At 43.7% G+C, this 12,446-nt stretch carries 11 protein-coding genes; 3 read left to right on the top strand and 8 right to left on the bottom strand.

Going from position 1 to position 12,446, the window contains the following annotated elements:
- Positions 1–193: 193 nt before the first annotated feature.
- From AB5542_RS08950 to rimP, 7 genes are all read right to left on the bottom strand, one after another.
- Positions 194–622 (bottom strand): DUF6769 family protein, encoded by a 429-nt coding sequence (locus AB5542_RS08950; protein WP_140402595.1) that lies wholly within the window; start codon positions 620–622, stop codon positions 194–196.
- Positions 623–706: 84 nt separating this feature from the next.
- The gene (locus tag AB5542_RS08945) at positions 707–1,087 is read right to left on the bottom strand and encodes a methylglyoxal synthase (protein ID WP_027200415.1); all 381 of its coding nucleotides are present in this window, start codon (positions 1,085–1,087) and stop codon (positions 707–709) included.
- A gap of 57 nt (positions 1,088–1,144) precedes the next feature.
- Positions 1,145–2,263, bottom strand: a complete 1,119-nt coding sequence (locus AB5542_RS08940) for a CapA family protein (protein WP_087421511.1) — start codon at positions 2,261–2,263, stop codon at positions 1,145–1,147.
- A 71-nt stretch (positions 2,264–2,334) separates the two neighbouring features.
- Positions 2,335–2,796 carry a protein-disulfide reductase DsbD domain-containing protein gene (locus AB5542_RS08935; RefSeq protein ID WP_229128272.1) on the bottom strand — a complete coding sequence of 154 codons (462 nt, stop codon included), beginning with the start codon at positions 2,794–2,796 and terminating at the stop codon, positions 2,335–2,337.
- 101 nt (positions 2,797–2,897) lie between these two features.
- Positions 2,898–5,762: a translation initiation factor IF-2 gene (infB, locus tag AB5542_RS08930; protein WP_087421513.1), complete on the bottom strand. Its 2,865-nt coding sequence runs from the start codon at positions 5,760–5,762 to the stop codon at positions 2,898–2,900.
- Between the two features lie 42 nt (positions 5,763–5,804).
- Positions 5,805–7,043, bottom strand: a complete 1,239-nt coding sequence (gene nusA, locus AB5542_RS08925) for a transcription termination factor NusA (protein WP_118303950.1) — start codon at positions 7,041–7,043, stop codon at positions 5,805–5,807.
- A 15-nt stretch (positions 7,044–7,058) separates the two neighbouring features.
- Positions 7,059–7,523, bottom strand: coding sequence for a ribosome assembly cofactor RimP (gene rimP, locus AB5542_RS08920; RefSeq protein ID WP_087421515.1), 465 nt, complete (start codon positions 7,521–7,523; stop codon positions 7,059–7,061).
- Positions 7,524–7,831: 308 nt separating this feature from the next.
- On the opposite strand from rimP, the gene lpxD reads away from it, so the two are divergent.
- From lpxD to lpxA, 3 genes are read left to right on the top strand one after another with little or no spacing between them, the layout of a single operon-like run.
- A complete protein-coding gene (lpxD, locus tag AB5542_RS08915) occupies positions 7,832–8,863 on the top strand; it encodes a UDP-3-O-(3-hydroxymyristoyl)glucosamine N-acyltransferase (protein ID WP_027200409.1) in 1,032 nt (343 codons plus the stop codon).
- Between the two features lies 1 nt (position 8,864).
- Positions 8,865–10,265: a bifunctional UDP-3-O-[3-hydroxymyristoyl] N-acetylglucosamine deacetylase/3-hydroxyacyl-ACP dehydratase gene (locus AB5542_RS08910; protein WP_270544446.1), complete on the top strand. Its 1,401-nt coding sequence runs from the start codon at positions 8,865–8,867 to the stop codon at positions 10,263–10,265.
- A 55-nt stretch (positions 10,266–10,320) separates the two neighbouring features.
- Positions 10,321–11,100, top strand: a complete 780-nt coding sequence (gene lpxA, locus AB5542_RS08905; RefSeq protein WP_027200407.1) for an acyl-ACP--UDP-N-acetylglucosamine O-acyltransferase — start codon at positions 10,321–10,323, stop codon at positions 11,098–11,100.
- Between the two features lie 85 nt (positions 11,101–11,185).
- Here lpxA and AB5542_RS08900 read toward each other — a convergent pair whose 3' ends face one another.
- The gene (locus AB5542_RS08900) at positions 11,186–12,439 is read right to left on the bottom strand and encodes a hypothetical protein (protein ID WP_270544447.1); all 1,254 of its coding nucleotides are present in this window, start codon (positions 12,437–12,439) and stop codon (positions 11,186–11,188) included.
- Positions 12,440–12,446: the final 7 nt, after the last annotated feature.

Here is a 12,446-nt window from a genome sequence, read left to right as displayed (position 1 = left end):
GTCATGTCCTGCGTGAGTTTCCGTTGCGGAGTGAGTGTGTTTATCTTGTGATGATTGGTTTTTGCACCCCCATAAGGAGATCGCTAATATTGTAATAGCATAAATAATTGTTCTCATAAATAAGTGATTTAATGTTGAGAATAAAACAATAAATAATAATTGTCCGGTTCACGCCGGGCGAGTAATTCTATATTTAAGCTATTACGGTAGGAGGAGCCCTGCCGGCAGAGGTGACGCTCCACGTGATCGGGTGGAGACGTTCCCGGTAAAATATGGGTGGAACTTCTTTTGGTACTCCGAGAAGTGATAACGAGTGATCTAACCTGGCAAGGGTCAGTATGGATTGGAATGGTTGATCCGGAATGATATTCGGGCAACAATTACACTCGTCATGATGTTGTTTTACAACACTTGTCTGGAATAGTAATCTGACTTCACATTCACCCTCGGTAGGAGTTGAGTCATGTTCGTGGTTACATGCTTTTTCGATGAACGAACTGTGTTCATGTGTAGCCGTGAAACAGATTAATTTACCGTGGTGATGATGAGGCATAATGGACGACAGTAGCATAATCATGCTAGCAAAAATAAGCGGGATAATAGCTATCTGTCGTTTCCTCATGGTTTACAAACCTTTAATCGATACAAACATAGTTTTTTGTGTGCGGATTTGCAAATCTTCACACAAAGTTTAATAAAACATTAACTATTTCTGCATCTGTTTCTCGAAACCTTTCAGCATCAATTCCGCGGATGCCGGGTTCGTTGCTAATGGAACATTGTGAACGTCACATACACGCATTAACATTTGCACGTCAGGTTCGTGAGGGTGTTTCCCAAGCGGGTCACGGAAGAACAGCACCATTTGTACTTTATGTTCTGCCACTTGTGCTGCAATCTGGGCATCTCCCCCGAGTGGACCGGAAAGAAGGCGTTCAACTTTTAACCCGGCAGCCTGTGCATGTTTTCCGGTAGTCCCGGTAGCAATGATCTCTATGTTTGCCGAGTGCATGAATTCATAATGTCTGTTCAGGAAAGCAACCATATCTGCTTTTTTCCCGTCATGTGCGATTACTGCTAGTTTCATCTTCATGTTATTTTAAGGTCATACAAATATATAAATATGTAAGTGAAAACCGGAAAGCTAAAAACTAAAAGTTTTGGTTGATTTCAGTATTGTATCTGTTTTCTTGAAGAAATTCTTGCTTTTCGTCAGGTGAAAATCTTTCATAACACTGTCAGCCAAATTTTCCGGTACCACGTAATAACGCCGCCGCCCTTCCTCGTAGGGACGGTACATGTAAAATTTAATCGGCTCCATCTGATAACGTACAGGATGGTTCCGGGGTTTCGTTAAAGTCACGCGAATACATATTCCTCCTTCTGTTCCTTGTTGGGACTGGTTGGAAATAAAGTTGCCCAGAGAGAAAACTGTAACGCCTAGTGTATCTTTGTCCGAGGTATAATATTCTATCGGCTGGACCACGTGGGGATGTGAGCCGATGACCATATCAGCTCCTTGTTCATGCAACCATTTACTTAATGCCCGCTGTTCCTTGTTCGGAAAGTTATGGTATTCATACCCCCAGTGCATGAAGGCTATGATGTTGGTGACCGTGTCCCGGCGGGCCAGTTGGATGTCTTGTTTTATGGCGGTCGTGTCAATGTGCGGGACGACAAAACCTTTCGGAACGGGGAGGCCATTTGTCCCGTACGTGTAGTTGAGCAATGCTATTTTGAAACCGTCTTTTTGAAGATAGAGCGGGTGTCTCTTTTTGTAATTGAGGGTATCTGTGAATGTTCCCGTGTGTGGGATTCCTAATGAGTCCAAATAATAGATGGTATTGGTGATCCCTTTCCCGAGTTGGTCACAGCTATGGTTGTTGGCGGTAACAAAGGTTGTTACTCCCAGTTGATGAAGGTCCCGGGCAATTTGCCAGGGAGAGCAGAAGCGGGGATAACCGGAAAAGTCTTTATTTCCCAAGGTCGTTTCCAGGTTGGCGATGACGAAATCGGCATCTGCCCAATAAGGAGCGATGTACTTGAAACATTTCTGGTACTTGTAGTCTTTTTCCGATGGTTCGTGCGCGCTATATATCTGCGGAAGGTGTTGGATGATGTCCCCGCAAAACAAAAGAGTCAGCGTTTGTGACGAGTGAGGAAATTCCAGCGAGTAATCGGTTTGAACGGGTGATTTCTTCTCCTTGCAAGACGTGAACAACAGGAAGACGATACAGAACAAGAGAATTCGGTTGTAGTGCATGTATTTTTATTCTTTCTAGTTGATCAATGGGGAAGAGAGATAAAAAAAGCCGTCCGAAGACGGCCTTTTGATTATTTCGTTAATTCGAATTCAAATTCTTCTTCGGCAGGAGGGATACATTGTCCACCAGAGCAAGACATATATTCTACGTAGCCTACTAATTTAGCTTTGTCTCCTTTCAGTTTCACCCGTTGTACGAAAGTCACGGTCCCTTCGAAATATTTCAATTCCATGTTGAAGGCCTCGCTCTTTTCAGTTTTAGGTTCTGTTGTTGCTTTAAATTCTCCTACTAATTCAATGTCTTTCGTCTCGTCTTCATCCATGTTGAAGGTTGTAGGAAGAGGTCCGTTTTCCGGTAATTTGGTATCGTACAGATGCCATCCGCTTTCAATTGTCGCTTTGCAGATGATGTCATAAACACCTTCGCTTACTTTCTTGAAAGAAATTTGCCATTTCACTGGTTTTAATACCTGTGAATTTGCAGCCCCAACCATTAAGGTTAATATTGCTGTAAGAATTAATAGTCTTTTCATGAATAAATTAAATTAGTTTTTAAAATAATTTCTCTCTAAAATTTAGTGATGCAAAGTACAAAATTATCGAGAGAAACTATGTTAGCTTATAGTTAAATTTTTTATAATGTTTTTTTCACGGCCACTTCTTCAAAGCTTTCGATGAAATCTCCTGTCTGAATATCGTTGTAATTATTGATGTTCAAACCACACTCGAATCCCTTGGAAACTTCTTTCACGTCGTCCTTGAAACGTTTCAATGATCCCAGTTCTCCGGTGAAGATCACGATACCGTCCCGAATCACGCGTACTTTTGAAGAACGGGTGATCTTTCCGTCTCTCACGATACATCCGGCAATCGTTCCCACCTTGGTAATCTTGAATGTTTCAAGCACTTCCACGGTAGAGGTGATCTCTTCCTTGAATTCCGGGGATAACATACCTTCCATGGCGGATTTGATTTCCTCGATCGCCGTGTAGATGATAGAGTAAAGTCGGATGTCGATTTCCTCTTTCTCTGCCAGCTTTCTGGCACCCATGGAGGGACGTACCTGGAATCCGATGATGATGGCGTTCGATGCGGCAGCCAACATAACATCGCCTTCGGAAATTTGTCCCACGGCTTTGTGGATCACGTTCACCTGGATTTCCGGGGTTGACAACTTGATCAAAGAGTCGGACAAAGCCTCGATAGAACCGTCCACGTCTCCTTTCACGATGATGTTCAACTCTTGGAAGTTTCCGATGGCAATACGTCTGCCGATCTCGTCCAGCGTGATATGTTTCTGGGTACGCAATCCCTGCTCGCGTTGTAACTGTTCCCGTTTGTTAGCCAAGGCACGGGCGTCTTTCTCGTTACCCATGACGTTGAATTTATCACCAGCCTGTGGAGCCCCGTTCAAACCGAGAATCAATGCCGGGCAGGATGGTCCGGCCTCTTCCATTTTACTTCCGCGTTCGTTGAACATGGCTTTCACGTGTCCGAAATATTGTCCGGCTAGTACCACGTCTCCTACGCGTAACGTTCCGCTTTGTACGAGTACGGTTGCCACATAACCCCGTCCTTTATCCAGCGAGGACTCGATGATTGAACCGATCGCTTTCCGTTTCGGGTTAGCCTTTAACTCTAGGATTTCAGCCTCAAGTAACACTTTCTCCAGAAGTTCTTCTACATGAAGACCTTTTTTAGCGGAGATTTCCTGACATTGGTATTTACCACCCCATTCTTCTACGAGGTAGTTCATGGCAGCCAGTTCTTCCCGGATCTTGTCGGGGTTAGCTCCCGGTTTATCAATTTTGTTTATCGCGAATACAATGGGTACTCCTGCCGCGCTGGCGTGATTGATTGCCTCAACAGTTTGCGGCATGACGTTATCATCGGCTGCAATAATGATGATGGCAATATCCGTTACCTGGGCACCTCTGGCACGCATGGCCGTAAACGCCTCGTGTCCCGGGGTATCTAGGAAGGTCACGGTTCTACCGTCAGTAAGTTTTACGCTGTAAGCACCGATGTGTTGGGTGATTCCTCCTGCCTCTCCGGCAATCACGTTTGCTTTACGGATATAGTCCAGTAAAGATGTTTTACCGTGGTCAACGTGTCCCATAACGGTCACGATTGGCGGACGGGATTCCACGTGTTCTTCTTGTTCGTCTTCATCCTCGTCAATGGCCTCCTGAATATCCACGCTCACAAATTCGACATCAAATCCGAATTCTTCTGCCACGATATTAATGGTTTCTGCATCCAGACGTTGGTTGATGGACACGAACAAGCCCAAAGACATACAAGTTGAGATAATATCTGCCACGGAAATATCCATCATGGTTGCTAACTCGCTAACCGTAACGAATTCCGTGAGTTTAAGGATACTCTTTTCCAGTTCAGCCTGCTCCATTTCGGCCTGCATCTTCTGGTGTACGGCATCTCGCTTGTCTCTCCGGTGTTTGGAACTCTTGGTTTTTCCCTTGTTCCCCAAACGGGCAAACGTGTCTTTGATTTGCTTTTGTACGTCTTCTTCAGAAATTTCAGCCTTGCTGGCTTTCTTTTTCTTTATCTTCTTTATTTTTTTCTTGCTTTCTTCCTGTTTGGCGGTTTTAGAAGCTTCAATATTGATTTTCTCGTCTTTTTTCAGAATACGTTTTCTCTTTTTACGAGTTTCCGATTCATCTGAATCTTCTTCACCTTCGTTTATCACAACATTTTTCTTGATCACGATGTCATCCGTACTCTTGGGAGGAACCAAAGATTTTTTCTTGAGTTCTCGTTTGTCCCTTTCTCTTTCTTGTTTACTCTTCTTCGGGGGCCGAGTACGCTGGTTGATCGCGTCCAGATCGATTGTCCCGACAACCTTCACGTCTTTAATTGCCGGGGTCGGTGATTTGTAGCTCACTTCCCTGTCGGTTCTGTTGGAATGATCTTCAGACGGGGCTTTTTCCTCCTGACGGGTTTCAACTTTCGGTTGCTTGATGATCGTTTTCGGAGTTCTGGCAACAGGAGCTTGAGCTTCTTCCCGTTCTTGCTTTTGTGCAACTACGGGAGTTTCTTTTACCTGAGGTTCTGCCGGTTTTTCTTCTTTCTTTTCCTCGATCTTCACCTCTTTTACCTCCTCAACCTTCTCTTCCGGTTTTTGTTGTTTATTCAGTCTGTTCAGGTCGATGTGATCCACGACCTTAATTTTATTTTCCAGTTTAATCTCGTCCTTTATAGATATAAATTCCGGAGCGTGTTCCTCCGTACCATTGTTCATGTTATCAATGGTAACCGTTTCTTTTTTTAACCGTGTATTTTTTAAATCTACCCGATTGGATTCTTTTTTAGCCTCGCTATCGGTAGAAAACTCTTTCGCTACTAAAGAGTACTGGTCATCTGTTAATTTTGCGTTTGGATCAGATGAAATCTTAATCCCCTTTTCCTGCAGGTAATCCACTATCGTGGACAAACCTACGTTAAATTCTCTAGCAACTTTACTTAGTCTAACTGCCATATTAAGATTTTATTTTACAAGCATTATAACCTTGAGCGTTCCTTATTCAAATTCGGCTCTTAATATTTTGAGAACATCCCTGATGGTCTCTATCTCAAGATCAGTCCTGCTCTCTAATTCTGATTCACTTAACTCTAACACGCTCTTTGCCGTGTCACAACCCACGCGTTTCAGTTCCTCGATTACCCATGGTTCGATCTCGTCGGAGAATTCTTCCAGGTTAACGTCTTCTTCCTCTGCGGTTTCAAGTTCACGATAAACATCGATCTCGTAGCCCGTGAGCTGGCTAGCCAGTTTGATGTTCAAACCGCCTTTACCGATAGCCAGGGAAACTTCCTCCGGGTTCAGGTAAACGTTCGCTCTCTTGTTTTCCTCGTCCATTTCGATCTTGTTGATCTTGGCCGGGTTCAACGCACGGGTGATGTATAGTTGGATGTTGTTCGTGTAGTTAATCACGTCGATATTTTCGTTTCTCAGTTCCCGGACGATGCCATGTATACGTGAACCTTTCATTCCGACGCAAGCTCCTACCGGGTCGATACGGTCATCGTATGATTCAACGGCCACTTTGGCGCGTTCTCCCGGAACACGTACCACGTTTTTGATCGTGATCAAACCATCAAATATTTCCGGCACCTCGTTCTCGAACAATCTTTCAAGGAATACGGGTGATGTACGGGAAAGGATGATGTACGGGGAGGCGTTTTTCATCTCCACGCGAATAACGACTGCACGGATAGTATCTCCTTTCTTGAAGAAATCACTGGGGATTTGTTCCTGTTTCGGGAGGATCAGCTCGTTGCCTTCGTCATCCAGAACTAAAATCTCTTTTTTCCATACCTGATAAACCTCTCCGGTCACGATCTGGCCCACTTTCTCTTTGTATTTGGTGAAGATGTGGTCTTTCTCCAGTTCAAGAATCCGGGCTGAAAGGTTTTGTCTTAAAGCCAGCACGGAACGGCGTCCGAAATCTTTGAATTTCACCTCGTCGGTCACCTCTTCTCCCACCTCATAGTCGGCATCGATTCTCTTTGCCTCCGTTAGCGAAATTTGGGTATTCGGGTTTTCGAAGGCATCGTCTTCCACCACGATACGGTTTCTCCAGATTTCTAAGTCACCCTTGTCGATATTTATAATGATGTCAAAATTCTCGTCCGTCCCGTAACGCTTGATAAGCATGTTTCTGAAAATATCTTCCAATACTCTCATCAAGGTTGCCCTGTCAATATTTTTAAGCTCTTTAAATTCCGCGAATGAATCTATCAAATTAATGGCTTCCATTTTTATTTTATGTATTTAGAAAACAACAATATCTTTAACCTCCTTTATGTCTGTAAAATGAATCTCTTTCTCCACTTTGACAATGCTTTTCTTCTTCTTTCCTTCCACGGCCACTTTTTCTTCACATTCGATCACGATCCCCGTGTTGGAATGGGATTTTAATATTCCCTGTAATTTTCCCCCGTTTTGCAGTTTCACCTCCACTTGGTTACCCAGGTTTTTCTCGTATTGCTGGGTTACTTTGAAGGGATAACCGATTCCGGCACTCGAAACGGTTAACTCGAAATCCTCGGTATCTCGATCCAGTTTTGCGTCCAATTGTTTGCTGAGGGTCACGCAGGAATCCACGTTAATACCCTTCAGAGAGTCGATGTAGACCTCGATCGAGTTGTCCGGAGATACTTTCAAGTCCACCAGAAACAAATCTGTCCCCTGCAGTATTGTTTCGATAATGTCTTTTATTTCCTCTGTACTTTTCATTCTACTCTTTAATCTAAGATAACAGAAGAGGGGACTAATCGCCCCCTCGTTTGTTAATAACCGAGTGCAAAGATACAATTAATTATTTTTAATCCAAAGAGTTCCAGTGGAAAATAGGTGATGGCGGAATATTTTTTTTCGGTGCGAACGTTTCCGGAAAAGGGGTTTCATAGCAATGGAAATCGTGTTGGAGACAAGCCTTTAGGCCTTGATATGTATGGTTTTAAATATTGGTATTGAAACATATTTGTCACATTTTCTATATAGTTCCAAATAAAATTTGTAAGTTTGCCGAAATTTTTTGAATTATGGAGTTTAAAGCAAAGGACATAGCAGCTCTATTAAGCGGGGTTGTCGATGGAGACCCCGAGATTTCTGTAAATAACGTATCTAAAATAGAGGAAGGAAAGCCGGGAACGTTGGCTTTTTTAGCTAATCCTAAATACGAACATTATATCTACACGACGCAAGCATCGATCGTGTTAGTGAATAAAACATTCGAACCCACGCACGAGTATTCCTGTACTTTGATCCGGGTGGAATCGGCTTATGATGCCATTGCAACATTGCTGCAAATGTATGATGATATGAAGCCGAAACCAGTAGGAATTGAACAACCGTCTTATATCAGTGATAGTGCCACGATCGGGGAAAAACCTTACATCGGGGCATTTGCATATATAGGGAGAGGTGCGAAAATCGGGAATAACGTGAAAATATATCCTCAGGCCTATATCGGTGACGGTGTGGTTATCGGGGATAACACGATTATTTATGCCGGGGTAAAGATTTACACGGGATGCGTGGTCGGGAAATCCTGTATCCTTCATGCCGGAGTGGTACTGGGAGCTGACGGTTTCGGATTCGCTCCGGAAGGTGATCATTACAAGAAAATCCCGCAGATCGGTAACGTGTTGCTGGAAGACGACGTGGAGATCGGGGCGAATACTTGTATCGACCGGGCCACCATGGGTTCTACGATTATTAAAAAAGGAGTTAAACTCGATAATTTAGTCCAGATTGCACATAACGTGGTGGTGGGTGGTAACACGGTTATCGCTGCCCAGTCTGGGATTGCCGGGACTACAAAAGTCGGTGAGAACTGCGTGTTCGGCGGGCAAGTGGGTATTGTCGGTCACTTGAATATCGGGTCGGGGACGCAGATTGCTGCCCAGAGTGGTATCACTTCCAACATACCGGAAAAATCTGTCCTGCGCGGATCGCCTGCATTCGATTATCCGAAATACCAGAAATGTTATGTCATGTTCCGTAAATTACCGGAGCTATACGGGCAAATAAAAGATTTAGAGAAAGAAGTAAATAAATTAAAATCAGAATAAAATGTCAGTAAAGCAAAGAACTTTAAAGAGTGAATTTTCTTTGAATGGAAAAGGTTTGCACACCGGGAAACAGGTGACCGCGACCTTTAAGCCAGCTGAAGAGAACTTTGGCTATCGAATACGTCGAATGGATTTGGAGGGGACTCCTGAAATTCCAGCTTTGGCTGAATATGTAAAATTAATGGATCGTGCCAGTTGCCTTGAAAAAGACGGCGTGTGCGTGTTCACCATGGAGCATGCGATGGCAGCTCTTTACGGGAGTGGAATTGACAACTGCCTGATCGAGTTAAGCGGGGAAGAATTCCCGATCTTGGACGGTAGTGCTAAATATTACGTGGAAGAGATAGAGAAAGTAGGTTTTGAAGAACAAAAAGCGGATAGACGCTACTTTACCGTGAAAGAGCAAATGGAATTTTGTAGCGAGGACGGGCAGACGAAAATCACGTTATTGCCGGATACCGACTATAATATAAATTTGGTCGTTGCTTACGATTCTCCTTACTTGCAAATGCAGTATGCTACTTATTCTGAGCAAGTAACCGATTTTGCGAAAGAGATTGCCCCGTGTCGGACATTCGTATTCCTGCGCGAGTTGGAAATGCTTTTGCAGCACAATCTGATCAAAGGCGGGGATTTGGATAACGCGATTGTGATCGTTGATCGTGAAATTTCTCAAGAAGAGGTGAACCGTCTGGCTAAACTGTTCAACCACGATTCTATCGAGGTGAAACAGGGTATTTTGAATAATTTGGACCTGTACTTTGACAATGAACCGGCTCGTCATAAATTGCTGGATGTTATCGGGGATCTGTCTTTATGCGGGCGTTTTATCAAAGGACGTGTTATCGCGGAGAGACCGGGTCATAAAGCAAACACCAGCTTGGCCAAGAAAATGTGTAAGGCCATCACGCAGGCGGAGAGAGAAGATGTTCGTCCTGACGTGGACACGACAGCCGAACCGTTGATGGATGTGAATAAGGTGAGAGCCTTGTTGCCTCATCGTCCTCCTTTCCTGTTGGTTGACAAGATTTATGAGGTGACGGATGACATCGTGATCGGTTGCAAGAACGTTACCATGAACGAGCCTTTCTTCGTGGGACACTTCCCGGAAGAACCGGTGATGCCGGGAGTGCTGATCGTGGAGGCGATGGCGCAGTGCGGGGGGATTCTGGTATTGAATCAGGTGGAGGACCCGGAGAATTACTCCACGTATTTCGTGAAAATAGATGGTATCAAATTCCGTCATAAAGTTGTTCCGGGCGATACGCTGGTCTTCAAGCTGGTAAAGATTGCTCCCATCCGTCGCGGGATCGTGACGATGAGAGGGTACGCTTTTGTCGGTAAAACGTTAGTTTGTGAAGTGGGAGAATTCATGGCCCAGGTTGCAAAAACGAAAAAATAGTGATAAGCTTGTACTTAAAATGTAACTATTATATTGTAATTAAATAAAAAAACGAATGAAACAACCGTTAGCTTATGTTCATCCTGAAGCTCAGATCGCGGATAACGTGGTGATTGAGCCTTTCGTGACAATTGATAAGAATGTTGTCATTGAGGAGGGAACAAGAATTGGTTCGAATGTCACTATCCTGGAGGGAGCGCATATCGGGAAAAATTGTAAGATTTTTCCGGGGGCTGTTATTTCTGCCATTCCTCAGGATCTTAAATTCAAGGGAGAGAAGACCATCGTCGAGATTGGTGATAACACGACCATCCGGGAGTGTGCGACTATAAATAGAGGTACTGCCGCTAAGGGCGTAACTAAAGTCGGGAGCAATTGTTTGATCATGGCCTACGTGCATATCGCGCATGACTGCGAGATCGGGGATAATTGCATTATCACGAATGCTTGTCAGTTAGCCGGAGAGGTCGTTGTGGATGATTTCGCTATTATCGGTGGAATGTCTGCCGTGCATCAGTTCGTACATATCGGTCGTCACGTGATGATTCAAGGCGGCTCTTTGATTGGTAAGGACGTGCCTCCTTACGTGAAAGCCGGGAGATTGCCTTTATCCTATGCGGGAGTGAATTCGATCGGTTTGCGCCGTCGCGGATTCGTGAACGAAAAGATCAACGAGATTCAGGATATATACCGGATACTTTTCCAATCCGGGTTGAACAACTCTGATGCGGTGGAACGAATCGAGGCCGAGATGCCGGCATCCAAAGAACGTGACGAGATCATTATGTTCGTGCGTAACAGCAAACGGGGTGTCATGAAAGGCTATATGGGATAAAAATCCAAAGCATTAAAATATAAGAGGTGTGGTACTCTACCACACCTCTTTCGTTTGTAAGGATTTACTTACTTGTATCTGTTCTTTATTTTCTCATCATCCGGAAAGGACAATTTTCAATCACCGTGCGGATACGTTTTACTTGATCATAGGTTATCGTGTAAGCGGGCCCATAAACATCCATAATCTGGTAAGAATTGTAGTAAATTTCGTTACCGTTTTTGTAAAGATGATTCCCGTCCTCTTGATACGTCCATTTTTCAAGGCTCATGTTTGAGTAAGCGGCCGTGTAAGTATCATCGCAGAAATCGTCTAGCTCTCCGACTCCTATTCCGTAGTATGTGGGGAAAAGTCCATAGAAAATTCCTAAAGCGTCTTCGAGTCCCTTATTGTCTTGAACCATTGAATAATAGGTGCTTCTGGTAATCCCGATAGCAACTTCATTGAAACTATAATATTTTGCATCAGAAATGTTATTAACGGTTCTGATATACCGATCGCCCATTTCCAAATGACTGCCATTGTTTAAAATATATGCGGGTAAGTTCACTTGGTCTTCTGTGAATTCGGAGATATAAATATTTAGATAGTGATTTATATCCCAAATCAGATAACTTTTAATATAACTATTAATACTTGTCTCATCACTGACTTCCACTCGATTGATTCCTTTTTCTTTTAGTTCGTTTCCTTTGGGATCATGAGTAGCCAGTTCAAACGTGATTTTTGAATCGATAGAAGAAGGAGCATGAATGATTTCGTTTTTAAAAACTCGGTTAACCCGGTCAATCAATTTCTCAATATCTTCGGCATGAATACTTGCATAGGCATTTGCTTGGCTACGGGGCACAACGATGTGAAATATTACGGGAACCGTAATGGGTTCAAACACATCGGTCGGGGCCGGACGTAAAGCAACTTTCCTGGGTGTAGACTCAAACCCTTGGTATGAAGCCAGGAATACCAGTGTATCTTCTGAAAGATCGGTAGTTTTAAAGGTCCAATCCACGGGAGTGCCGTCTTTTTGGTAGATTTTTATTTGACTCGAGTCAAGCTGTTCGGCAGAAACTTCTATCGTGTCTCTATAAGTTTTCTCGATCAGGTTTATTTCTCCGTCTACTTCTTTCTGTATCAAACGGGTATTTTCAACTGCACAGAAAGCTTTTACGATAAACTTTAATTCGGCGGTGCCGTCAGCTATCAGCACGGGGCTGTTGGGACTCAAGCTTAGGCGTACGATATTTAGCGGAGCCTCGATTTTGTAAGATTCATATTCTTGTTTTTCGCAGGCTGTGCATAAAAAACAAATTATGATGATAAAAAAACTGATATTTTTCATGATGTCA

Origin of the sequence: Butyricimonas sp. RTP31003st1_G1_RTP31003_210430 (assembly GCF_040920905.1) — a bacterium.
GTDB classification, from domain to species: Bacteria; Bacteroidota; Bacteroidia; order Bacteroidales; family Marinifilaceae; genus Butyricimonas; species Butyricimonas paravirosa.
Note: the sequence above shows the minus strand (reverse complement) of the source record. Positions and strands in the feature narration are given on the sequence as shown.

What these genes read in the sequence shown, in the direction of transcription:
- AB5542_RS08950 (WP_140402595.1), bottom strand. Translation starts at nt 622, where the DNA reads ATGAGGAAACGACAGATAGCTATTATCCCGCTTATTTTTGCTAGCATG.
- lpxA (WP_027200407.1), top strand. Translation starts at nt 10,321, where the DNA reads ATGAAACAACCGTTAGCTTATGTTCATCCTGAAGCTCAGATCGCGGAT.
- rimP (WP_087421515.1), bottom strand. Translation starts at nt 7,523, where the DNA reads ATGAAAAGTACAGAGGAAATAAAAGACATTATCGAAACAATACTGCAG.
- infB (WP_087421513.1), bottom strand. Translation starts at nt 5,762, where the DNA reads ATGGCAGTTAGACTAAGTAAAGTTGCTAGAGAATTTAACGTAGGTTTG.
- AB5542_RS08910 (WP_270544446.1), top strand. Translation starts at nt 8,865, where the DNA reads ATGTCAGTAAAGCAAAGAACTTTAAAGAGTGAATTTTCTTTGAATGGA.
- AB5542_RS08900 (WP_270544447.1), bottom strand. Translation starts at nt 12,439, where the DNA reads ATGAAAAATATCAGTTTTTTTATCATCATAATTTGTTTTTTATGCACA.
- AB5542_RS08940 (WP_087421511.1), bottom strand. Translation starts at nt 2,263, where the DNA reads ATGCACTACAACCGAATTCTCTTGTTCTGTATCGTCTTCCTGTTGTTC.
- AB5542_RS08945 (WP_027200415.1), bottom strand. Translation starts at nt 1,087, where the DNA reads ATGAAACTAGCAGTAATCGCACATGACGGGAAAAAAGCAGATATGGTT.
- AB5542_RS08935 (WP_229128272.1), bottom strand. Translation starts at nt 2,796, where the DNA reads ATGAAAAGACTATTAATTCTTACAGCAATATTAACCTTAATGGTTGGG.
- nusA (WP_118303950.1), bottom strand. Translation starts at nt 7,043, where the DNA reads ATGGAAGCCATTAATTTGATAGATTCATTCGCGGAATTTAAAGAGCTT.
- lpxD (WP_027200409.1), top strand. Translation starts at nt 7,832, where the DNA reads ATGGAGTTTAAAGCAAAGGACATAGCAGCTCTATTAAGCGGGGTTGTC.